This window comes from Enterobacter sp. WCHEn090032 (assembly GCF_003986875.1).
GTDB lineage: Bacteria > Pseudomonadota > Gammaproteobacteria > Enterobacterales > Enterobacteriaceae > Enterobacter > Enterobacter sichuanensis.
In genome coordinates, this window is the sequence record NZ_RXRN01000023.1 from 44,578 (window position 1) to 67,723 (window position 23,146).

Below are 23,146 nucleotides of genomic sequence, written 5' to 3' on the forward strand. Positions count from 1 at the left end.
AGAACGATGCAAAACGCATTCAAAGCGGCGCTCCAGGCAGGCCGCCCGCAAATTGGTTTATGGCTGGGGCTGACCAGCAGCTACAGCGCGGAGTTACTGGCTGGCGCCGGCTTCGACTGGCTGCTGATCGACGGCGAACATGCGCCGAACAGCGTGCAGACCGTCTTAACCCAGCTGCAGGCCATCGCCCCTTATCCGAGCCAGCCGGTGGTCCGCCCGTCGTGGAACGATCCGGTGCAGATCAAACAGCTGCTGGATGTGGGGGCACAAACCCTGCTGGTGCCGATGGTGCAAAACGCCGACGAGGCCCGTCTGGCGGTACGCGCGACGCGCTATCCGCCCGCGGGCATTCGCGGGGTGGGCAGCGCTCTGGCGCGCGCCTCGCGCTGGAACCGCATTCCGGACTACCTGCAGCAGGCTAACGACGCCATGTGCGTGCTGGTGCAAATCGAAACCCGCGAAGCGCTGAAAAACCTGCCGCAGATCCTGGACGTGAACGGCGTCGACGGGGTGTTTATCGGCCCGGCGGATCTCAGCGCCGACATGGGTTTTGCCGGCAATCCACAGCACCCGGAAGTGCAGGCGGCCATCGAACAGGCGATCGCGCAGATCCTCAGCGCCGGTAAAGCCCCCGGCATTCTGATGGCCAACGAGGCGCTGGCAAAACGCTATCTCGATCTCGGCGCGCGGTTTGTTGCCGTCGGCGTTGACACCACCCTGCTCGCCCGCGGCGCGGAAGCGCTGGCGGCACGTTTTATCGAAAACCCGGTTACGTCAGTTAATAACAATAAATCCATCTACTAAACGTAAGATCTGGAGCGCATCATGACGACCTCTACCCTGCAAAATAATCACGCTGTTGAACAGCGCGCCATTAACAAACTGTTCCGGCGTTTGATCGTCTTTCTCTTTATCCTGTTTGTCTTCTCGTTTCTCGATCGCATCAACATCGGCTTTGCCGGGCTGACGATGGGTAAAGATCTGGGCCTGACCTCCACCATGTTTGGCCTGGCCGCGACGCTGTTTTACGTCACCTACGTGCTGTGCGGCATCCCGAGCAACATCATGCTGGCAAAGATCGGCGCACGTCGCTGGATCGCCGGGATCATGGTGGTATGGGGGATCGCCTCCACCTGCACCATGTTCGCCACCAGCCCGGAAACGCTCTACGTGCTGCGCATGCTGGTGGGCATTGCCGAAGCCGGTTTCCTGCCGGGGATCCTGGTCTATCTCACCTGGTGGTTCCCGGCGTATCACCGCGCCCGCGCCAACGCGCTGTTTATGATCGCCATGCCGGTGACCATGATGCTCGGCTCGATCCTCTCCGGCTACATTCTGGCGATGGACGGGCTGTGGAACCTGAAAGGCTGGCAGTGGTTATTCCTGCTGGAGGGGCTGCCGTCCGTGGTGCTCGGCGTGGTGACCTGGTTTTACCTCAACGACACGCCGGATCAGGCCAGCTGGCTGGATGATGACGAGAAACAGGCGCTGAAAACGATGATCGCCCGCGAGCAGGAGGTCGCCATTGCCCGGCCCGTCACCCCGAAATCAACGCTGCGCGAGGTGCTGACCCCGGCAGTGCTGCTCTACACGCTGGCCTACTTCTGCCTGACCAATACGCTGAGCGCGATCAACATCTGGACGCCGCAGATCCTGCAAAGCTTCAACACCGGCAGCAGCAATATCGTGATTGGCCTGCTGGCGGCGATCCCGCAATTTTGTACCATCCTCGGGATGATCTGGTGGAGCCGCCGCTCAGACAGGCTGAAAGAGCGAAAAAAGCACACCATCCTGCCGTACCTGTTCGCCGCGGCGGGATGGATGCTGGCCTCGGCCACGGATCACAGCCTGATCCAGCTGCTTGGCATCATCATGGCCTCAACCGGATCGTTTACCGCCATGGCGATATTCTGGACCACGCCGGATCGGGTCATTAGCCTGCAGTCCCGCGCGGTGGCGCTGGCGGTGATCAACGCCATCGGCAACGTTGGTTCTGCCGTCAGCCCGCTGCTGATTGGCATCCTGCGCGACGCCACCGGCAGCTTCAGCTCCGGGCTGTGGTTTGTCGCCGGGCTGCTGGTGGTCGGCGCGCTGGTGCTGACGCGCATCCCGATGACGCAGCGCGAAAGCCTGGCGCGCGAGCCGGGCATCGCGGCGCAGAAGATCCACTAGGGAGCGGGTATGTGCCAGAGCCCCATTACCAATATCGACATTAGCAAGGAGTACGACGAAAGTCTGGGCACCGACGATGTGCACTACCAGTCTTTCGCCCGCATGGCGGCCTTTTTTGGCCGCGACATGCAGGCGCATCGTCACGACCAGTACTTTCAGATGCACTTTCTCGATACCGGGCAGATTGAGCTGCAGCTCGACGATCACCGCTATTCGGTGCAGGCCCCGCTGTTCGTCCTCACGCCGCCGTCGGTGCCGCACGCGTTTATCACCGAATCCGACAGCGACGGTCACGTCCTGACGGTGCGCGAGGATCTGATCTGGCCGCTGCTGGAAGTGCTCTACCCCGGCACGCGGGAGGCGTTTGGCCTGCCGGGGATCTGCCTCTCGCTGGCGGATAAGCCGGACGAGCTGGCGGCGCTCAGGCACTACTGGCAGCTGATTGCCCGGGAATCCACGGAACAGCTGCCCGGTCGTGAGCATACCCTGGTCCTGCTGGCGCAGGCGGTTTTCACCCTGCTGCTGCGCAACGCGAAGCTCGACGACCACGCGTCAGGCGGCATGCGCGGCGAGTTAAAGCTGTTCCAGCGTTTTACCCAGCTGATTGATGCCCACTACCACCAGCACTGGACGGTGCCGGAATATGCCAGCGAGCTGCACCTGACCGAATCCCGCCTGACCGATATCTGCCGCCGCTTCGCCAACCGTCCACCGAAGCGGCTGATCTTCGACCGGCAGTTGCGCGAAGCCAGGCGGCTGCTCCTCTTCTCCGACAGCGCGGTCAGCGAGATTGCCTGGCAGCTGGGGTTTAAGGATCCGGCCTATTTTGCCCGCTTTTTTAACCGCTTAGTGGGGTGCTCGCCAAGCGCGTACCGGGCGCAGAAAGTACCGGTTTCCCCTCACCCCGGCCCTCTCTCCATAGGGTAGAGGGTGTAATTGTTCCCTCTCCCCTATGGGGAGAGGATTAGGGTGAGGGGACAACGATCACAAATCCCTTCTCCACCCGAAAAGTACCTGCCGTTGTCCCAAACGTCCCTTCACCTCCCGCCCCTCTCAGGCTTCAATTAAACAACAAAAACAAAACATAAATTTAACAATCCGATTCCGATACGAGGTCCCTATGAAGCCTGAAGAGTTCCGCGCTGACGCCAAACGCCCGTTAACCGGTGAAGAGTATTTAAAAAGCCTGCAGGACGGGCGCGAGATTTACATCTACGGCGAGCGCGTCAAAGACGTCACCACCCATCCGGCCTTTCGCAATGCGGCGGCGTCCATCGCGCAAATGTACGACGCGCTGCACAAGCCGGAGATGCAGGACACGCTGTGCTGGGGCACCGACACTGGCAGCGGCGGCTACACCCATAAATTCTTCCGCGTGGCAAAAAGCGCCGACGATCTGCGCCAGCAGCGCGACGCCATTGCCGAGTGGTCACGCCTGAGCTACGGCTGGATGGGCCGCACGCCGGACTACAAGGCCGCGTTCGGCTGCGCCCTCGGCGCCAACCCAACCTTCTATGGCCAGTTCGAGCAGAACGCACGCAACTGGTATACCCGCATTCAGGAAAGCGGCCTGTACTTCAACCACGCCATCGTTAATCCGCCCATCGACCGCCATAAGCCTGCGGACGAGGTGAAAGACGTCTACATCAAGCTGGAGAAAGAGACCGATGCCGGGATCATCGTCAGCGGGGCGAAAGTGGTGGCCACCAACTCGGCGCTGACCCACTACAACATGATCGGCTTTGGCTCCGCGCAGGTGATGGGGGAAAACCCGGACTTCGCGCTGATGTTCGTCGCGCCGATGGATGCCGAGGGCGTGAAGCTGATCTCCCGCGCCTCTTACGAGATGGTGGCAGGCGCAACCGGCTCGCCGTATGACTACCCGCTCTCCAGCCGCTTCGACGAGAACGACGCGATCCTGGTGATGGATCACGTGCTGATCCCATGGGAAAACGTGCTGATCTACCGCGATTTCGACCGCTGCCGTCGCTGGACGATGGAGGGCGGCTTTGCCCGCATGTATCCGCTGCAGGCCTGCGTGCGTCTGGCGGTAAAACTCGACTTCATCACCGCCCTGCTGAAGAAATCCCTGGAGTGCACCGGTACCCTGGAGTTCCGCGGCGTACAGGCGGATCTCGGCGAAGTGGTGGCCTGGCGCAACATGTTCTGGGCGCTGAGCGACTCCATGTGTTCCGAAGCCACCCCGTGGGTCAACGGCGCGTATCTGCCGGATCACGCCGCGCTGCAAACTTACCGCGTGATGGCGCCGATGGCCTACGCGAAGATCAAGAACATCATCGAGCGTAACGTGACGTCCGGGCTGATCTACCTGCCGTCCAGCGCGCGGGATCTGAACAACCCGCAGATCGACCAGTACCTGGCGAAATACGTGCGCGGCTCCAACGGCATGGATCACGTCGAACGCATCAAGATTTTGAAGCTGATGTGGGATGCCATCGGCAGCGAGTTTGGCGGCCGTCACGAGCTGTATGAGATCAACTACTCCGGTAGCCAGGATGAAATCCGTCTGCAGTGTCTGCGCCAGGCGCAAAGCTCCGGCAACATGGACAAGATGATGGCGATGGTCGACCGCTGCATGTCCGAATACGACCAACACGGCTGGACGGTGCCGCACCTGCACAACAACAGCGATATCAACATGCTGGATAAGCTGCTGAAATAATGCAGCGGGAGGTTATCATGCAATCAGAACAACGCCTGCGTTTTCGCGACGCCATGGCCAGCCTGTCGGCCGCAGTTAATGTGGTGACCACCGAGGGTGAGGCAGGCCGCTGCGGCATTACCGCCACCGCCGTCTGCTCGGTCACGGACACCCCGCCGTCGGTGATGGTGTGCATCAACGCCAACAGCGCCATGAATCCGGTATTTCAGGGCAACGGCAGGCTGTGCGTAAACGTGCTGAACCATGAGCAGGAGATCATGGCTCGCCATTTCGCCGGGATGACCGGTATGGCGATGGAGGAGCGCTTTGCCCTCTCCTGCTGGCAAAAAGGCCCGCTGGCGCAGCCGGTGCTGAAGGGCGCGCTGGCAAGCCTGGAAGGCGAGATTAGCCAGGTGCAAACCATCGGCACGCATCTTGTTTATCTTGTTGAAATTAAAAACATCATTCTGAGTGATGCGGGACACGGCCTGATCTACTTCAGACGCCGTTTCCACCCGGTCATGCTGGAGACGGAAGTCGCCGTGTAATCCCCTTCGCGCTGGCCTTTTTACCGGCCAGCGCCGCTTTCTACAAAAACTCCTAAGGTTTCCGCTAAATCACGCCGTTATATAACCATAAGATAAATTTTCTGTGCCTGAATACTGACACCGCGTGTCAGTGCACCCGCATCATTCAGCGCATACCTCAATATACAGGAAGACCTTATGGCTAAAACGACGCGGAGCCGCTCGGCTGAACGTCTGGTCGATATTCTCCTTGAGCTACATTTAAACGGTGTGGTAAATCGCAGTGCGCTAATGGAGAAATTTAATATTACCGAACGTACCGTCTACCGGGATTTAAATGCCCTTTCTCCGATTGTAGAACATACCGGTAATGGGCTATATCGACTGATCCACTCCGCACAATCGCCCGGCGGGCAAGGCTTACACCACACCCTTGCTAACTTCCTGAATGCTGACAGCTTTTTCCCTGACAGAAATACGGAGTTCTGGCAGAAGCTGGAAACGCGCGTCGACGAAAACCATATTCTTATTCTTGCAAATGAAGCCGAACACACGGTACAACGCGATATTCGCCGCCATTTAACGAAAATCGAGAAATCGATTAAAAACCATAATGTTTGCCAGATAGTTTATAAGGGTAAAACCCGGCTGATTAATCCCTATAAACTCATTAACAAAAAAAATATATGGTATTTACAGGCTACCGAAAATAGCCACCTGAAATCCTTCTCGTTGAGCCAGATTAGCTGGTTTGATATTCAGAAAACGACATTCACCCCGGAAGAAAATGTCCTTGAGCTGCTGGAGAAAAGCCTCGACCCCTGGGTATCTGAAGATACTTTCGCAGTGAAAATATTTATCAAAGATAATATTTCACATTACTTCCTGCGCCGGGATCTTCTCCCGGAACAGGAACTGCTGGAGGAGCAGCAGGACGGCGTCACGCTGCGCTGTCAGGCGGCGCACGAGAACCAGATCCTGCCGCTGCTGTTCTACTGGCTGCCGAATATTCAGATCCTGGAACCGAACTGGCTGAAGGAAAAACTGCTCAGAACGCTGGAGGGCTACCTGGCCGTGGAGCGTAACCCGAATAATCAAGTGATCTCAATCACATAATTTCGCCCACTGGCGGCGAGCTGGAACCGCTCGCCGCCCTCTTTGACCGCTCACCCGGCACTTTCTACCACTCATTCACTTACCCTCCCTTACGCGCGCGACGTTCTGGCACGATCGCTCCAGCATTAATCACCACCTCCTCACAACGAACCCTGACCCTTTTTTCGTTACATAAAAAACCAGGTCTTACTATGGATACTAAAAAACTACTGAAGCACGTGCCCTGGGCCTTACTCGGGATCCTCGGCGCTTTTTGTCTGGCGGTTGTCGCACTACGCCGGGGCGAACACGTAAGCGCCCTGTGGATCGTGGTCGCGTCGGTTTCCGTCTATCTTGTGGCTTATCGCTACTACAGCTTGTACATCGCGCAGAAGGTCATGAAGCTCGACCCGACGCGTGCCACCCCGGCGGTCATTAACAATGACGGCCTGAACTACGTACCCACCAACCGCTACGTGCTGTTTGGTCACCACTTTGCCGCTATCGCCGGCGCAGGTCCGCTCGTCGGTCCGGTGCTGGCCGCGCAGATGGGCTACCTGCCGGGCACCCTGTGGCTGCTCGCCGGCGTGGTGCTGGCCGGTGCGGTGCAGGACTTTATGGTGCTGTTTATCTCTTCGCGCCGTAACGGCGCCTCTCTGGGTGAGATGGTCAAAGAAGAGATGGGCCGCGTACCGGGGACTATCGCCCTGTTCGGCTGCTTCCTGATTATGATCATCATCCTTGCGGTGCTGGCGTTAATCGTGGTGAAAGCGCTGGCCGAAAGTCCGTGGGGGGTCTTCACCGTCTGCTCAACCGTGCCGATTGCGCTGTTCATGGGGATCTACATGCGCTTTATCCGTCCGGGCCGCGTGGGTGAAGTGTCGGTCATTGGTATTGTGCTGCTGGTCGCCTCCATCTACTTCGGCGGCGTGATTGCGCACGACCCTTACTGGGGCCCGGCGCTGACCTTCAAGGACACGACGATTACCTTCGCGCTGATTGGCTATGCGTTTATCTCCGCGCTGCTGCCGGTCTGGCTGATTCTGGCCCCGCGTGACTACCTGGCCACCTTCCTGAAAATCGGCGTGATCGTCGGTCTGGCGATCGGCATCGTGCTGATTAACCCGGATCTGAAAATGCCGGCAGTGACGCAGTACATCGACGGTACCGGCCCGCTGTGGAAAGGCGCCCTGTTCCCGTTCCTGTTCATCACCATCGCCTGTGGTGCGGTCTCTGGCTTCCACGCCCTGATCTCATCCGGTACCACGCCTAAGCTGCTGGCGAACGAGAAAGACGCGCGTCTGATCGGCTACGGTGCCATGCTGATGGAGTCTTTCGTGGCGATCATGGCGCTGGTTGCCGCGTCCATCATCGAACCGGGTCTCTACTTCGCAATGAACACCCCGCCGGCGGGTCTGGGCATCACTATGCCAAACCTGCACGAGATGGGCGGTGACAACGCGGCGCTGATCATGGCGCAGCTGAAAGACGCCAGCGCCCACGCGGCAGCGACCGTCAGCTCCTGGGGCTTTGTGATTTCGCCTGAGCAGATCATGCAGACCGCGAAAGACATCGGCGAACCGTCCGTGCTGAACCGCGCCGGTGGCGCACCGACGCTGGCAGTGGGGATCGCACACGTGTTCCACAAAGTGCTGCCGTGGGCGGACATGGGCTTCTGGTACCACTTCGGTATTCTGTTCGAAGCGCTGTTCATCCTGACCGCGCTGGACGCCGGTACCCGTGCGGGTCGCTTTATGCTGCAGGACCTGCTGGGTAACTTCGTGCCGTTCCTGAAGAAAACCGACTCTCTGGTGGCGGGCATTCTCGGTACCGCGGGCTGCGTCGGCCTGTGGGGCTACCTCTTGTATCAGGGCGTTGTTGACCCGCTCGGCGGCGTGAAGAGCCTGTGGCCGCTGTTCGGTATCTCTAACCAGATGCTGGCCGCCGTGGCGCTGGTACTCGGCACCGTGGTGCTGGTGAAGATGAAGCGCACCAAATACATCTGGGTCACCGTGGTGCCCGCGCTGTGGCTGCTGCTCTGCACCACCTGGGCGCTTGGCCTGAAGCTGTTCAGCGCCAACCCGCAGCTGGAAGGTTTCTTCTTCATGGCCAACCAGTACAAAGAGAAGATTGCCGCAGGCGGCGCGGATCTGACCGCGCAGCAGATTGCCAACATGAACCATATCGTGGTGAACAACTACACCAACGCGGGTCTGAGCATTCTGTTCCTGGTGGTGGTGTACAGCATCATCTTCTATGGCATCAAAACCTGGCTGAAGGTGCGTAACGCTGAAGGTCGTACGGATAAAGAAACCCCGTACGTGCCGGTGCCGGAAGGCGGCGTGAAGACCTCTTCACACCATTAATCCAGCCTGTAACCGTAGGCCCGGTAAGCGTAGCTCCACCGGGCTTTTTCTATCTGGAACCCACAATGTTTGGTAACTTAGGCGAAGCAAAAAAATACCTCGGTCAGGCGGCAAAAATGCTGATTGGTATTCCGGACTATGACAACTACGTTGAGCATATGAAGACCAACCATCCGGATAAGCCGTACATGACCTACACTGAATTCTTCCGCGAGCGGCAGGAAGCGCGCTACGGCGGAAGTGGAGAAGGCGGCGTACGCTGCTGCTAAAGGAGAGACCATGACCCCGATTGCCGTCACCCTGTTGACCGGTTTCCTCGGCGCCGGTAAAACCACCCTGCTGCGCCACATTCTGAACGAGCAGCATGGCTTCAAAATCGCCGTCATCGAAAACGAGTTCGGCGAAGTCTCCGTTGATGACCAGCTGATTGGCGATCGCGCCACCCAGATCAAAACCCTGACCAACGGCTGTATCTGCTGCACCCGCTCTAACGAGCTGGAAGACGCCCTGCTGGATCTGCTCGACAGCCGCGATCGCGGGGAAATCGACTTCGACCGCCTGGTGATCGAGTGCACCGGCATGGCCGACCCGGGCCCGATTATTCAGACCTTTTTCTCCCACGACATTCTGTGCCAGCGCTACCTGCTGGACGGCGTGATTGCCCTGGTCGATGCGGTCCACGCCGACGATCAGATGAACCAGTTCACCATCGCCCAGTCTCAGGTGGGCTATGCCGACCGCATTCTGCTGACCAAAACCGACGTGGCCGGTGACAGCGAAAAACTGCGCGAACGCCTGGCGCGCATCAACTCCCGCGCGCCGGTTTACACCGTGACGCACGGTGATATCGATCTGTCTCTGCTGTTCAACACCAACGGCTTTATGCTGGAGGAGAGCGTCACCGCGAAACCGCGCTTCCACTTTATGGGCGATAAGCAAAACGATGTGGCATCGATTGTGGTGGAGCTGGACTACCCGGTGGACATCAGCGAGGTCTCCCGCGTCATGGAGAACCTGCTGCTGTCATTTGCCGACAAGCTGCTGCGCTACAAGGGGATGCTGTGGATTGACGGCGAGCCGAACCGCCTGCTGTTCCAGGGCGTACAGCGCCTGTACAGCGCCGACTGGGACAGACCGTGGGGCGACGAAGCGCCGCACAGCGTGATGGTGTTTATCGGTATACAGCTGCCGGAAGAGGAGATTCGGGCGGCGTTTGCGGGGCTGAGGAAATAAATCGTCGCTCCCTTTTAACCAGAAAAGGGAGCGTATTTCATTGAGGCAAAATGCGGGTTTCGCCCTTTCTGTTTGCAATTTTGTCTGTTAATGTTCTTACCAATAATGAAATCATGCTTTGATTAATATTCCTTACAATATTAATTAATTGGATTTGTATAATTTTCATGAATTGGTAGGCGTAATATGGCAATCATTATTCCCACAATTAGCAGCTGTAGCGAGAAGATTACGGCCGGAGAAAAAAGGCTGGCAAGGCTTCTGGAAGGTGGGCTCAGTGAACAGTGTACCTGCTGGTATGATACTCGAATGGGCGACAAACATGAGCATCCTGATTTTGTAATCCTGGCCCCCGAAAAAGGATTGCTGTTTATAGAAGTGAAAGACTGGTTCATCACAAAAATAAAATCCGCCAATAAAACACATATTTATTATGAAACCAAAAATGGCATTGAGCCGCTGAAAAACCCGCTAGAACAGGTTCGTCAATATACCTTCAATACCATTGATACCCTGAAAAAAGATCCTCTGCTTCGCCAGCACGATGGGGATTATGAGGGTAGCTTCATTATGCCGTACGGATATGGTGTTTATTTGAGTAATATTACACGGGCACAGCTAGAAAAGAGTTTTCCGGGCGACGATATCAACGAAATACTGCCAACCAGCCAGGTGATTTGCAAAGATGAGCTCAGTGAGTTTATGACCAGGGAACAAATCTCCACCCGGCTCGAATCCCTTCTAAAACATCACTTCGTTCATCACACATCACCACAGCAGCTCGATCGCATTCGATGGCATCTTTATCCCGATGTACGCATTACCCCCTCCGTTACGCGGGTTGACCTGGATAATTTTACATTCCACACCCCTGATGTAGTCTGCATGATGGACAGGAATCAGGAACAGCTCGCCAGAAGTATGGGAGCGGGACACCGGGTTATTCATGGTGTGGCAGGATCCGGTAAAACACTTATTTTGCACCACCGATGTATTGAGCTTGCCAACAATATTGAAAACACCAAACCGATACTGGTCATTTGTTACAACATTACGCTGGCCAAAAAACTCAAAGCTCAGCTTGAACAACATAGTCTCAGGCTTCCAGTCGAGGTTACTCATTTTCATGCCTGGTGCTACCAGCAATTAAACGCGAATCGGCGTCTTCCCCCCAGGAGCAAAAACTTCATTGAACTGATGGAAAATGCGATGACGGTGGCATTTGAAGAGGGCGTTATCAAACCGGAGCAGTACAGCGCCGTTTTGATCGATGAAGGACACGATTTTAAGCCGGAATGGCTAAGAATCCTCGCTAAGATGCCGGACAAGAAAGATAGCTCCCTGCTTTTCCTGTATGATGACGCTCAGTCGATTTATCAGAAAAAGAAAGCTCTCGATTTTACCCTGTCCAGCGTCGATATAAAGGCTCAGGGCCGCACAACGATTCTCGATACCAATTATCGTAACACCCGGCAAATACTCCATTTTGCCAGCAGCATTGCATTTAATTATCTCAATAATCACATTGAAGCTTCCCTCAAATATCAACTCCCTGCCGCAGGAGGTCTGTCCGGGAAGTATCCATCGCTGGCAAGCTTTGATAATCAGGACGAGGAGATTACACGCGTTCTCGATTGGGTCACAGAGCAGCGACAGGAGGGTGTTGCATGGTCGGAAATCGCTATACTGTGCCCCTCAACCTTCAGCATTTCAGGTATGCTCGCGCCACGGCTTGAAGCCCGCAAGATCCCATACCAGATGATCGTCTCCAGCGATGATAAAAAGCACTGGTCACCGCAGAATGATTTCCTCTGCGTCATGCCGCTGCCCAGCAGCAAGGGGCTTGAGTTTAACTCGGTCGCCATTATGGATGCGGCAAAGGAAAGGGACAGTGAAGATCTGAGTGACGATATCAAACGCCTTTACGTCGGTTTTACCCGCGCGCGACAGAATCTTCTGGTGACAATGCACGGAACCGGGAGCCTGCGAGACCATCTGGTCGAGACCTGGGAAAAGAGCGTTAAAGCGATCTAGCTGTTCAGTAAACAGCCCGCGTTGATAAGTGTCTGCACCGAACAATCCCCTCTCCCCTGTGGGGGAGAGGGTTAGGGTGAGGGGGTAAGCGGGAAACTTATTTCACCGCCTCCGGCAGCGTCACAATCCACAGCTCGCTGTCGGACTCCGGCTTCTTCAGCGGCTTCACGCTGAGCGTGGTTTCAACCGGTTTATCATCAAGTGTCAGCTTGCCTTCCGCGTTCACCCGGTAATCCTTGAGCTTCTTGCCCTCGACCGGGTTTTGCATCGCCACCTTCACGCCAAAGTCATTATCGTTCGCCACCGCCAACGTTTTGCTGTCGATCAGCGCCAGCCCTTCAGCCTTTTCCTGCTGCCAGCCAAGGGCGCGCAAATCGACAACCTGGGTTTTCGCCGCAAGGGTAATGCCGCGCTGCGCCAGGGTTTTCTCATCATCAAACTCCGGGTACTCGCCCGGCTTGTCGAAGGTGGCCAGATCGCTCGCCTTGCTGAGATCCACCTTGTAAATCAGGTTACGCATCCCGTCGTTTTTATCACTGCCCTGCTCAATCAGCAGGATGTGCTGGTTATCGAGCGCCACAATGTCGCCGATTTTGGCGTCGCTGTTTTTGTCGTAGGCCGCGCTGTCGATGGGGTAGCCGTACATCGCGGTTTTGCCGGTCGCCGGGTCGAAGCTCACCAGACGTGTAAACAGCGCCTGCTTTTTGCTCTTACCGTCGATATCCAGCGTACTTTGTACGGCGGCGATAATCCGCCCGTCAGGCATCCGGGTCAGGCCTTCAAAGCCCCGGTTCGGCTGGCGCCATTTAATGATGTTTGGCAGACCGCCGGCGATAGATTTCTCCCCTTCAGCCGCCTGCGGCCCGTGGATCGCCAGGATCTTCCCTTTGCTGTCGACGTTAATCAGGAACGGGCCATACTCATCGCACAGCCAATAGCCGCCTTTGCCGTCCGGCGTGATACCTTCCGTATCCAGCCCGCGGTTGTCACCCTTGAGCGTCTTTAACGTGTCGCTGAATGCCACTTCATTGGTGGAGCCAATCACGCCGCTTTGTAGCGGCAGACCGTTAATCTCGCCTTTATCGTCATGCAGCGGGCGGGCATCAACAGCCTCCGCTTTGCCGTTCTGGACGCGAATGGTCATCAGCAGCGGCGCGAAATCCGGCGTGACAAATATTTTGGCTTCGTTTTTACCCATTTTTGGCGCATCGGCGTTGGGACCGCGATCGGTCACGGTCGCAAACGTCAGGGCATCGCCCTGTTTGCCCGTAAACAGCAGGCCAGAACCAATCCCCACCGGGAGCCCGTTCGGGAATGCATCGGCAAACGCGCCGCTGTATTTCACATGTGAGCCGTCAGGGAAGCTGACGACGTAGCGCTCAGCGGTAGGCTGTGCCGCCAGGCCAGAGAAAGAGAGCGCACAACCGATAAGTGCAGGAATAATTTTTCTTTTCATATTGTTAGTGTCCAGTGAGTGAAGCCAACAACGTAAAGAATAAACGTGTCAGAAAAATGACATGGAAAGGCAACCGGCCTGCGCGAGGGAATGTATATTCATCGCCCGGAAATGTAAGGTTGTGTTGTATTATGTTACATCAGAAATACTTCTGGAAATTATTAGAAACTCCATTAATTCACCTCTCATCACTTTCCCTTCCTCGTTCAGTTTGTGTTTAGTCAAAAAATTAAACGGTTCCTAAATGCCTGAACATCACGCGTTGACACCCTGACAACCAAACATCGATGCAACATTTCAAACAAAAAAATTAACAACCTCAGCATAAAAAATCGGCCCTCGTCACATTTGCAGTCATAAACGTCACTTGTTAAGGTGCGCCCAGATTAATTTAATGACGAGGCATAAAACATGAAAAAACTGAATATCCTTCTTCTTTCTGCGCTGGCTGCCGTATCAGGTTCCGCACTGGCAATGGGCGGCACCGTTGAGCAGGGTAAAAACTTTACTAACCTCAATCTGGAAATGGGTAAATCCTCCTCCGGTGTTTATCTGGAAAGTAACTGGCTCAAAAACACCGACGACGGTACTCAGACCGGCGGCGTTGGCGCAGGCTACAACCTGGAAGTGGGACCGGTGATGCTGAATGCGGGCGCGAAGGCAATCTACCTCGGCCCGAAAAAAGGCGATAACGGTGTGGCCTTCCCGATTGGCGGCGGCGTAAACGTTGCGCTGACCGACAGCATCCACGTGTATGGTGAAGGCTATGCGGCTCCAGAAGGGCTGAACAACAGCGTGAAAAACTACGTCGAAGCCAACGGCGGCGTAAGCTGGACGCCGATCACGCCAGTGACTCTGAAAGTGGGTTACCGCCACGTGAGCGTTGATGGTAAAGACGGTCGTCCTGGCCACACGCTGATTGACGGCGCCTACGTGGGCGGTGGAGTCACCTTCTAAGCCTGCGAAGAGACAAAAAAAACCTGCCATCTGGCAGGTTTTTGACCTCTTACTTACGCACCACCACCAGCTTCTGGTTCACAAACTCTTTGATCCCCAGATCCGACAGCTCGCGCCCATAGCCTGAACGCTTCACGCCGCCGAACGGCAGCTCTGGTGAGGTGTCGGTGAGCCAGTTGATGTACACCATCCCGGTCTCAATCCGCGACGCCATGTTCTTCGCGCGCTCAATATCACGGCTGAACACCGCGCCGCCCAGGCCGTAGTGGGAGTCGTTCGCCAGCGCGACCGCCTCGTCATCGTTTTTCACCACATACATCTGCGCCACCGGGCCGAAGAACTCCTCGAAGTACGCGGGGTTATCGCGCGAGATATTCGTCAGGATCGTCGGTTCGAAGAAGCACCCCTCACGCTGCACCGGCTTGCCGCCGTAGTGTAATGTGGCACCGTTTTTCACCGCCTCGTTAACCTGTCTGGTCAGCGTTTCGAGCGCATCTTTAGACGACAACGGGCCCAGCGTGGTGCTTTCGTCCAGCGGATCGCCAATCTTCACCTGCTTAAATGCCTCGGTGAATTTGCTCAGGAAGACATCTGCAATTTTCTCGTGCAGGATAAAGCGCTTCGCCGCGGTACAGACCTGCCCGGCGTTGTTGAGCCGCGCATTCACACCGATCTTCACGGCTTTCTCCAGGTCCGCATCATCGAGCACCACGAAGACATCGTTGCCGCCCAGCTCAAGGGTGGATTTCTTGATGTGCTTCGCCGCCTGCGCAGCCACCACGCTGCCGGCTTTTTCGGAACCAGTTAGCGCCGCGCCCTGCACGCGATCGTCGGCGATGATGTTCGCCACCTGATCGGAAGTGATAAACAGGTTGGTCCATGCCCCTTCCGGCGCGCCCGCCTCGCGCACCAGGTGGGCAAAGGCCTCGGCACAGTGCGGCACGATGCTGGCGTGCTTAGCCAGCACAGGGTTACCTGCCGCCAGGTTTGGCGCCAGAACGCGCATCAGCTGGTAGTACGGGAAGTTCCACGGCTCAACGGCCATCAGCACGCCGACAGGGTGATGCTCCACCCACGCTTCCCCAAGCTCAGAATCGTACTTCACCGGGGCCAGGAACTGCTTTGCGTTGTCGGCATAATAGCGGGCAATCTGCGCGCACAGCTTCACCTCACTGCGACTCTGTGCGATGAGCTTACCCATCTCCTGGCTGGCGATTTTCGCCAGCTCCTCGGTGCGCTCGTCGATCAGGTCAGCAAGCTTATGCAGCACCGGCAGGCGCTGGCTGATGTCGCCTTTCGCCCATTCTGAATGGTACAGCGCATCGGCCGCCTTCAGCGCCGCTTCAATATCCGCATCGGTATGGGAGGGGTATTCTTTGATGAGCTGGTTAGTGGCAGGATTTACTGTCTGATAAGCCATGTCGAATCTCCTTGTTTTACCGCTTAGGGTATTAAGGGTAGTCAACATGACTGCCTCTGAAGGTAAAGTTCGGTATATCCGGAGGGTTCTTAATGAAGCGCTGCCCGACAGTTCGCGGCCGTGGTATAAAACCTCCAGAAGGAGCGCCTATGACCGATACCCGACACATCCGCCAGACTTTTCACCGCGTCTCAGGCCTTGAGCGGCGCAGCACGTGGCAGAGTACGCAGGCGTACAAACGTCACTGTCACTCTCAGCTCTCCATCGGCGCGATTGTGGAAGGCCAGACCTGCTGCGTGTGTCATGGCAAAGAGTACATTCTTCATCCCGGGGAGCTCATTGTGATCCCGGCCTCTGCGCCGCACAGCTGCAATCCCGTCGCCGGCAAGCCGCGCAGCTATCACATGCTGTATATCGACACCGATCTGCCAGTGGCATTTCAGGTCATTCGCGACCCTGCGCTCTTTAAGCACTACCTTGCTATTGTGGAGACGATGTCTCCTGCCGCCGTGGAGACGCTGCTTTCTGCCCTTCCCCGCAGTGCGGATAACGCAGATACGCTTCGCTCAACCAGCCAGCAGGTTCAGCAGGCGTTTCTTGCCAACCTGGCCGCACCGCCTTCGCTTGATGAACTCGCCCGACGATTTTCGCTGCGCAAGGAGACGCTGATCCGCACCTTCAGGCAGGACACCGGCCTGACGCCGGGCAGCTTCCTCAATATCTCCCGGGTGGAGTACGCCAAAGCGCGGCTGCGTGCTGGGGATAATATTGCTGATGTCGGCTACCAGAGCGGGTTTGCCGACCAGAGCCATTTTCACAAGACCTTTGTCAGCTATACCGCCGCCACGCCGCGCCAGTACGCCACGGGCCGATCAATATCCGACAATAAATAGTTTTTGCGGCCCCGTATTCTGACCTCAGCTTTTCACACTGAGGTTGCTATGGAACTGTTATTCCCTTCCGCTTTTCTCGCCCTGGCACTGGCGCATTTTGTTGCCCTGCTAAGCCCGGGCCCGGATTTCTTCCTGCTGGTGGGCTACGCCGCGCGCTACCGTCTGCGCGGCAGCGCCGGGCTGTGTTTCGGCATCGCCGCAGGCAACGGGGTGTACATCCTGCTGGTGATTATCGGCTGGAGTGCGCTGCGCCAGTTTGCGTGGCTGTTTACGCTTATTGAGCTTTGCGGGGCGCTGTACCTGCTGTGGACAGGTTCGCATCTGGTGCGCAGCCGCCCTCAAGTGCTGGCGCTGAATGAAACCCATCAGCGCTTCCCGTCGCTGCGCAAGCAGGTCCTGCTGGGGCTTGGCTCGGCGCTGCTTAACCCGAAGAATGCGCTGTTCTATCTGGCATTGATGACGGCGTTGCTGGGGCCGGACGTCACGCTGCTTCAGCAGTCGGCCTGCGGTCTATGGATGGTGCTGGTGGTGCTGGTGTGGGATCTGGCGCTGGTGTCGCTGATGGGTCTGCCCGCGGTGCAACAGAGACTTAGCCGTTCGCTCTGGTGGATTGAGCGCACGGCAGGGATGGTGCTGATGGGGTTTGGGGGATGGGTGCTGTGGCGGCTGCTATGAAAGGATTTTAAAGGGCTCTTCTTAAACGCCTAACCGATAATCCCAGTCATCCGAATGAATAACATTACCGTCACGATAGTGCCAGGTAATCTTTTCATAACGAAGCAAAACAAGCTCAAGATGCCCTTGTTTTTCATGATAAGTCTCTTTCACGTCATGCATCAATGAAAACACCGTGACGACCTTCACCGCTTCCAGCGTTATCGTGAAATAAATTTCTTCCTGGCCGGCATGGTTGATTCTGTAAAGGTCGATAATCGCTTTCCTGAGCGTACCTCCCGTGCTGAGTGCTTTATAGAGAAAAACGCTGGAGGCATCAATTTCTTTCTCAATAAGAAAAGGACGATGCTGGCGTTTGCTCAACGCTCTGCCATTATGCAGGTCAGAGTTATAGTTTACGTTATGATAAAGACCCAAAACCTCAATCTGGTTTTCACGGTCTTTAACTTTCACATTCCCTTTTATGATATTACCCGCATCGTCAGTTAATGACATATATCCCGGAATAGCCATTTACATATCCTTATCGAATGGAACAGAGTTTTCCACAGTTGCGATCATAACGGCGAGACATCTTTGCCCCTCAGGGCTTTTTATTTTAAACATCTCCCTGATTGAATCGACAAAAAGCTTATTGCTCTCTGCTTCTGTCTGCGGAAAATAAGCGAAAGCGCAGACTTGATCAATAGTGAGTAACGGTTTATCGTCTTTTAAGATTGCCAAAACGCCTGCAGAATTATGGGGGATAGCTTTAGAAAGCGCCGCCTTGAGATCTTCAGCTGTACTGGCGTCCACTCCGGGCTCAAGGGCGCTCGCTACGGCTAACCATGCCTGAGTTCCTTTACCTATCTCTGGAATGACATGATTCCACCATTCTGACTCACCGTTATCATTTGAATCCATTTCACTTACAACGACCCTGGCTCCTTTGTCGTTTATCATTTGCAGTATCTGTTCAGGCGTGTGGTTTTTAGCAATTAAACCCACCGGTAAGCATAAGAAGAATAGTGCAATAATATATTTCATTATCGCACCACCAGAATTGTGTCACCCGAATCATAAATCATATGGCGCTTGTCCTGGCCGTTCATAATGATGCAACCAGCTGATGCTGATCCTGGTGGCTGACCTTTTTTATCACCATGAATTTGAAAATGATCCCTACCAAAGGTATTGGTCCCGGCTATAGGCTCAAGAATAATGGCCTCTGCACTTTTATGATTATTCCACCCGGCAATAAAATAAACACCTCTGGGAATGGGGCCTCTGTTTCGTTGACTTTCACACTCAGGCTTATCTTTCGATTCACCCGCACCGCTGTAGCAGTTAGCAACAAACTCACCATTATGACTTAATACCCCTATCGACACTTTATATTCCCATGTCATCAATATCGTCTCCTTTCATGAAAAGTCCTTTATCTTATGGCTAACAAGAGCGTTAAAATGACTATAACGGTCACAAAACATTGCGTCCAAAAATAAATAAGCACAAAAAACTTAGAAGAATTAATAATAGATAGTTTTGATGTATATACTTTTTAATATACAAGCCATTTATTCACTCAGAGAGTGCGTCTCCCTCCCTCTTACACCAGCTTTGCACTTTGGGCTCACTTACCTCTATCCTTAACCCATGGAAAAAATAGCTGAACTCAAACGCGCCAAGCTGCTGGCGCTGTCGCTGCTGCTGGTTGCCGCCGCGGCGTTTATCACCACCCTGTTCCTGCCGCAGACCTTCTGGGTGCGCGGCGTGAAGGCCATTGCCGAGGCGGCGATGGTCGGCGCGCTGGCAGACTGGTTTGCCGTGGTCGCACTGTTCCGCCGGGTGCCCATTCCGTTTATTTCGCGCCATACGGCAATCATCCCGCGCAATAAAGACCGGATCGGCGACAATCTTGGCCAGTTCGTGCAGGAGAAGTTTCTGGATACCCAGTCGCTGGTGGCGTTGATTCGCCGCTATGAACCCGCACAGATGATCGGTGCCTGGTTCAGCAAGCCCGACAACGCCCAGCGCGTCGGGCTGCATCTGATGCAGGTGATGAGCGGTTTTCTTGAACTGACTGATGATGGACGCATCCAGCGCCTGCTCAAACGCGCGGTTCATAAGGCCATCGACAAGGTCGACTTCACCGAAACCAGCGCCGTGATGCTGGAGAGCATGACCAAAAACAACCGCCACCAGGTGCTGCTGGACGCCATCATCAACCGCCTGATTACCCTGATTCAGCGGGAAAGCACGCGGGACTTTATTGCCGACCAGATTGTCCACTGGCTGAAGACCGAGCACCCGCGCAAGGCGATGGTGCTGCCCACCGAGTGGCTGGGCGATCAGAGTGCGGAGATGGTGTCGAACGCGGTGAACACGCTGCTGGACGATATCAGCCACGACCGCACGCACCAGATCCGCCAGGCGTTCGACCGCGCCACGCTGAAGCTTATCGACAACCTGAAAAACGACCCGGAGATGGCGGCAAAAGCCGACAACATCAAGCACTACCTGAAGAATGACGAGGCGTTTAACCGCTATCTGGGCGAGATGTGGGCCGACCTGCGCCAGTGGCTGAAGGCGGATATGCAGAGTGAGGACTCTCGCGTGAAGCAGCGCATCGCTAACGCCGGGCTGTGGTTTGGCGAAACGCTAACAAACGACGCCAGCCTGCGGGCGTCGCTGAACGAGCATCTGGAGCAGGCCGCGCATCGTCTCGCGCCGGATTTCGCGGCGTTCCTTACCCGCCACATCAGCGACACGGTCAAAAGCTGGGATGCCAAAGACATGTCCCGGCAGATTGAGCTCAACATCGGCAAAGATCTGCAGTTTATCCGCGTCAACGGCACGCTGGTGGGCGGGACGATTGGCCTGATCCTGTTTTTACTCTCGCAACTGCCCGCCGTGCTGGGGCATTAATCCGCTTTGGGTGGCGCGATGATATAGCGCGTCGCCTGGAAGCGGTTCAGGATCACATGCACCAGAAACACCATCGTCAGCGTCGCCACCAGCGAAAACGTTACGGAGGTGATGCGATAGAGATCGCTGAACACCAGATCGCTGTCCGGGTGCATGTTCTGCCCGAACATAATGCCGATGGTGGTGATGCTGGAGAACCCCACGCCGGCCCCGACTTTCTCCATTACGTGCAGGCGCGCGCCAAACGCCAGCCCGAGGCCGATCAGCGGCATCATCAGCAGCATATGGCTACTGTGGTCGTAGAGGATAAGCTGGACGACCAAAATATAGAGGCAACCCAGCACCACGCCGACCACGCGCCAGATGGAGCTCATCACCGCGCCGCGATAGTGCATCGGGAACAGAATCAAAATCCCCGCCATCAGCGCCGAGAGCGAATCGCTTAAATCGCTAATCTGAAAAACAACGAAAATCAGCGTCGCGACGGTACCGGAGAGCAGCGACTCGTGGCGTACGCGGGCGTCGTCTTTCTCGATCAGCGGCGGCGGCTTGCGCGGCTCAACGTCCGGCAGGAGATAGTTCATCAGCGCGCTCAGGCACACCGCCATCACGCTGGCTTCAATGTTGGAAAACAGCAGCGTGTGCCAGTTGGTGGTGGGGTAGCTCATGAAATTGAGCATCACGCTCTGGCACACCACGCCCATGGACCCGAACAGAAACAGCGGCCCCTTACTCATAAAGCGAAAACGCATCACGTACAGGGCAAATACCACCAGCGTCATGATCACCGGCCATTGCGACAGATAGCCGATAATAATCACCATTTCCACGCAGTTCAGCGACGCACTGAAGATAAACTGCTTCGCCACGTGGCGGTTAAACACCGGGACCAGCGAAAGCAGCATGATCGGGTAGACCACGAAAAAGACGCCGTAACTGGTGTTGTAAAAGCTGGAGATGCTGAGCGCAATCATCCCGGCAAAGACGATGCGCAGGGTCTGGCGAAAGTCATTTGCCGTATAGACGATGTTGCCGTGCGGGGTAAAGACCCGCGCCAGCGTATTAATAGACATAGTGCAGCAGGCTCACCAGGTGGATTTGCATCCCGGAGAAGAAGCGCGCAAACGGCCCTTCGCTGTTGTAAAGCTGCACGGTCGCCCGCGCACCGGTCGGCAGATGCTTCGGCAGCGGCTCATCCAGCGTCACGTGAATGCGCATCCGCTGGGCGTCACGTACCCAGCGGTTAGAGGTTTCCGGCTCGGAAAGCTGGCCATTAACGGCCTCCTGACCGGCGAGGATCCCCGCATCGCTGCTGGTCACGTGGGCGCGGAAAACATGCCCCGGGAAGGCGTCAAACACCACCGCAGCATCGGTGCCCTGATGGGTATGACGCAGGCTTTTTTCACGGAAATCAGCCACGATATCGGTCTGGTTGTTCACCAGCGCCAGCGCGGCCGAGCCGGAGGAGGCATAAAAGCCGGGGCTTAACTGCAGGTTACTGACCGTGCCGTCTGCCTGGGCGTAAACCTTCGTCCAGCCGAGGTTCAGCTCCGCGTCATCGAGCGCGTTGCGGTATTTTTGCAGCGTCACGTTGTGCTGCTCATCCCGCTCGCCGCGCTGGATGCGCAGGTTCCGGATGTTGGCCTGAATCGTGCTGACGGACTGCTCGCTGCTCTGCCAGGTCGTACGGACCTTATCCAGATCCGCCTGCGAGACGTTCTGTAAGGTGCTCAGCTTCTGGTAGCGATCGAAGGTCACTTTGTCGTTACGCGCGGTCAGAACCGCGGTCTTCAGGCTGGCCTGCGCGGCGGCGATCTGCGCGTCCAGCTGTTCGTTGGACAGGCGAGCCTGCTCGAGCGCGATTTGCGCCGCTTCCACTTTATTGCGAAACGGCGTGTCGTCGAGTTCAAACAGCAGATCGCCCCGCTTCACCTGGCTGTTGTTGTGCACATGCACGGCCGCCACATAGCCGGACACGCGCGGAGACACCGGTGTCACCACGCGCATCACGGTGGAGTCCGGCGTCAGCGGGATCCAGATATCCGCGACGACAAAGTAGACAAACATCAGCAGGAAAGAGGCAATACTCACCCTTACCCAGCGGGCAAACTTTTGTTCAGGAGTCATTATTTTTCGGTCTTGTTATCTTCTTCGCGGATTGTCCGCAAATTGCAGGCGATTTGATTCAGGGTGGCGCTGAAAATATTGAGATGTTCCGGCGCGATGTTTTGCGATACGCGCGTCTGAAGCGTCTCAATGACCTGGGTGAGCCTTTGAAGGACAGCTTTTCCCTCAGGCGTCAGCGTCAGAAGCCGGATGCGCTTGTCATAAGGCGATGTGGTGCGCAACAGGTAACCCTGCTTTTCCAGCTGTGTCAGAGTGCGCATCAGCGGTGGCAGCTCAATGCCCTGCACCTCCGCAAGCTCACTCACCGAGACGTTATCCCCAAGTTGATGAAGCTGCATCATCACCGTCCAGCTCGACTGGGTTAACCCGGTATCGAGAATGGCGTCATCGATGACGGCACGCCACTGGCGCACGATCATCGCCATCCGCATGCCCATCGGCCTGCGGCAGAACAGTTCTTCTTCACTCATGGGGAAACCTCTCGAAACACGCAGCCACGATAATAGTTATCAGGGTAAGTATCAAGAAACGAGAGGTAAAAGCGCAGGAATTGCGAAAACGATACTCTCCCTCTCTCCGAGGAACCCCTGGTCATTTTTTACCTGAAGCGATGAATGCTGCA

At 56.0% G+C, this 23,146-nt stretch carries 22 protein-coding genes; 14 read left to right on the top strand and 8 right to left on the bottom strand.

Features of this window, described 5'->3' with window-relative positions; translation table 11 throughout:
* The first annotated feature begins 6 nt into the window (after positions 1-6).
* From hpaI to EKN83_RS17795, 10 genes are all read left to right on the top strand, one after another.
* Positions 7-804 (top strand): 4-hydroxy-2-oxoheptanedioate aldolase, encoded by a 798-nt coding sequence (gene hpaI / locus EKN83_RS17750; protein ID WP_126801384.1) that lies wholly within the window; start codon positions 7-9, stop codon positions 802-804.
* 21 nt (positions 805-825) lie between these two features.
* A complete protein-coding gene (gene hpaX, locus EKN83_RS17755; RefSeq protein ID WP_126801385.1) occupies positions 826-2,172 on the top strand; it encodes a 4-hydroxyphenylacetate permease in 1,347 nt (448 codons plus the stop codon).
* Positions 2,173-2,181: 9 nt separating this feature from the next.
* On the top strand, positions 2,182-3,099 hold the full coding sequence (hpaA, locus tag EKN83_RS17760) for a 4-hydroxyphenylacetate catabolism regulatory protein HpaA (RefSeq protein WP_126801386.1): 918 nt from the start codon (positions 2,182-2,184) through the stop codon (positions 3,097-3,099).
* Between the two features lie 193 nt (positions 3,100-3,292).
* The gene (gene hpaB / locus EKN83_RS17765; RefSeq protein WP_025757441.1) at positions 3,293-4,855 is read left to right on the top strand and encodes a 4-hydroxyphenylacetate 3-monooxygenase, oxygenase component; all 1,563 of its coding nucleotides are present in this window, start codon (positions 3,293-3,295) and stop codon (positions 4,853-4,855) included.
* Positions 4,856-4,872: 17 nt separating this feature from the next.
* The gene (locus EKN83_RS17770) at positions 4,873-5,382 is read left to right on the top strand and encodes a 4-hydroxyphenylacetate 3-monooxygenase reductase subunit (protein WP_025757440.1); all 510 of its coding nucleotides are present in this window, start codon (positions 4,873-4,875) and stop codon (positions 5,380-5,382) included.
* A 177-nt stretch (positions 5,383-5,559) separates the two neighbouring features.
* On the top strand, positions 5,560-6,477 hold the full coding sequence (locus EKN83_RS17775; protein ID WP_025757439.1) for a helix-turn-helix transcriptional regulator: 918 nt from the start codon (positions 5,560-5,562) through the stop codon (positions 6,475-6,477).
* A 191-nt stretch (positions 6,478-6,668) separates the two neighbouring features.
* Positions 6,669-8,822 carry a carbon starvation CstA family protein gene (locus tag EKN83_RS17780; protein WP_045286449.1) on the top strand — a complete coding sequence of 718 codons (2,154 nt, stop codon included), beginning with the start codon at positions 6,669-6,671 and terminating at the stop codon, positions 8,820-8,822.
* Positions 8,823-8,887: 65 nt separating this feature from the next.
* Positions 8,888-9,091 carry a YbdD/YjiX family protein gene (locus EKN83_RS17785; protein WP_003856610.1) on the top strand — a complete coding sequence of 68 codons (204 nt, stop codon included), beginning with the start codon at positions 8,888-8,890 and terminating at the stop codon, positions 9,089-9,091.
* A 10-nt stretch (positions 9,092-9,101) separates the two neighbouring features.
* Complete coding sequence (gene yjiA, locus EKN83_RS17790; protein WP_126801387.1) at positions 9,102-10,055, top strand: GTPase; 954 nt, start codon at positions 9,102-9,104, stop codon at positions 10,053-10,055.
* 186 nt (positions 10,056-10,241) lie between these two features.
* Complete coding sequence (locus EKN83_RS17795) at positions 10,242-12,089, top strand: 3'-5' exonuclease (RefSeq protein ID WP_126801388.1); 1,848 nt, start codon at positions 10,242-10,244, stop codon at positions 12,087-12,089.
* Between the two features lie 97 nt (positions 12,090-12,186).
* Here EKN83_RS17795 and EKN83_RS17800 read toward each other — a convergent pair whose 3' ends face one another.
* On the bottom strand, positions 12,187-13,545 hold the full coding sequence (locus tag EKN83_RS17800; protein ID WP_126801389.1) for an esterase-like activity of phytase family protein: 1,359 nt from the start codon (positions 13,543-13,545) through the stop codon (positions 12,187-12,189).
* A gap of 411 nt (positions 13,546-13,956) precedes the next feature.
* On the opposite strand from EKN83_RS17800, the gene EKN83_RS17805 reads away from it, so the two are divergent.
* A complete protein-coding gene (locus tag EKN83_RS17805; RefSeq protein ID WP_045286446.1) occupies positions 13,957-14,502 on the top strand; it encodes a YfaZ family outer membrane protein in 546 nt (181 codons plus the stop codon).
* Between the two features lie 49 nt (positions 14,503-14,551).
* Here the strand turns inward: EKN83_RS17805 and EKN83_RS17810 are convergent, their stop codons facing one another.
* The gene (locus EKN83_RS17810; RefSeq protein ID WP_126801390.1) at positions 14,552-15,922 is read right to left on the bottom strand and encodes an NAD-dependent succinate-semialdehyde dehydrogenase; all 1,371 of its coding nucleotides are present in this window, start codon (positions 15,920-15,922) and stop codon (positions 14,552-14,554) included.
* 149 nt (positions 15,923-16,071) lie between these two features.
* Between EKN83_RS17810 and EKN83_RS17815 the strand changes: the two genes are divergently transcribed.
* Together EKN83_RS17815 and EKN83_RS17820 are read left to right on the top strand one after the other, a co-directional pair.
* Complete coding sequence (locus EKN83_RS17815) at positions 16,072-16,815, top strand: AraC family transcriptional regulator (protein ID WP_095449602.1); 744 nt, start codon at positions 16,072-16,074, stop codon at positions 16,813-16,815.
* Between the two features lie 48 nt (positions 16,816-16,863).
* Positions 16,864-17,490, top strand: coding sequence for a LysE family translocator (locus tag EKN83_RS17820; RefSeq protein ID WP_126801391.1), 627 nt, complete (start codon positions 16,864-16,866; stop codon positions 17,488-17,490).
* A 21-nt stretch (positions 17,491-17,511) separates the two neighbouring features.
* Here the strand turns inward: EKN83_RS17820 and tssD are convergent, their stop codons facing one another.
* Genes tssD through EKN83_RS17835 form a run of 3 tightly spaced genes read right to left on the bottom strand, consistent with a single transcriptional unit; the run spans position 17,512 to position 18,878 of the window.
* On the bottom strand, positions 17,512-18,003 hold the full coding sequence (tssD, locus tag EKN83_RS17825; protein WP_126801392.1) for a type VI secretion system tube protein TssD: 492 nt from the start codon (positions 18,001-18,003) through the stop codon (positions 17,512-17,514).
* The gene (locus EKN83_RS17830) at positions 18,004-18,516 is read right to left on the bottom strand and encodes a hypothetical protein (protein WP_025757425.1); all 513 of its coding nucleotides are present in this window, start codon (positions 18,514-18,516) and stop codon (positions 18,004-18,006) included.
* Positions 18,516-18,878: a tlde1 domain-containing protein gene (locus tag EKN83_RS17835; protein ID WP_126801394.1), complete on the bottom strand. Its 363-nt coding sequence runs from the start codon at positions 18,876-18,878 to the stop codon at positions 18,516-18,518. The genes EKN83_RS17830 and EKN83_RS17835 overlap by 1 nt, the downstream gene beginning before the upstream one ends.
* A 247-nt stretch (positions 18,879-19,125) precedes the next feature.
* Here EKN83_RS17835 and EKN83_RS17840 point away from each other — a divergent pair, with 247 nt between their 5' ends.
* Positions 19,126-20,397 (top strand): DUF445 domain-containing protein, encoded by a 1,272-nt coding sequence (locus EKN83_RS17840; RefSeq protein WP_021240620.1) that lies wholly within the window; start codon positions 19,126-19,128, stop codon positions 20,395-20,397.
* Here EKN83_RS17840 and EKN83_RS17845 read toward each other — a convergent pair.
* The 3 genes from EKN83_RS17845 to EKN83_RS17855 are packed head-to-tail and all read right to left on the bottom strand — an operon-like array spanning position 20,394 to position 22,994.
* On the bottom strand, positions 20,394-21,470 hold the full coding sequence (locus tag EKN83_RS17845) for a DUF2955 domain-containing protein (RefSeq protein WP_045286439.1): 1,077 nt from the start codon (positions 21,468-21,470) through the stop codon (positions 20,394-20,396). The genes EKN83_RS17840 and EKN83_RS17845 overlap by 4 nt on opposite strands.
* A complete protein-coding gene (locus EKN83_RS17850; protein WP_088244064.1) occupies positions 21,460-22,527 on the bottom strand; it encodes an HlyD family secretion protein in 1,068 nt (355 codons plus the stop codon). Before EKN83_RS17850 ends, EKN83_RS17845 begins: the two co-directional genes overlap by 11 nt.
* The gene (locus tag EKN83_RS17855; protein WP_126801393.1) at positions 22,524-22,994 is read right to left on the bottom strand and encodes a MarR family winged helix-turn-helix transcriptional regulator; all 471 of its coding nucleotides are present in this window, start codon (positions 22,992-22,994) and stop codon (positions 22,524-22,526) included. The genes EKN83_RS17850 and EKN83_RS17855 overlap by 4 nt, the downstream gene beginning before the upstream one ends.
* Positions 22,995-23,146: the final 152 nt, after the last annotated feature.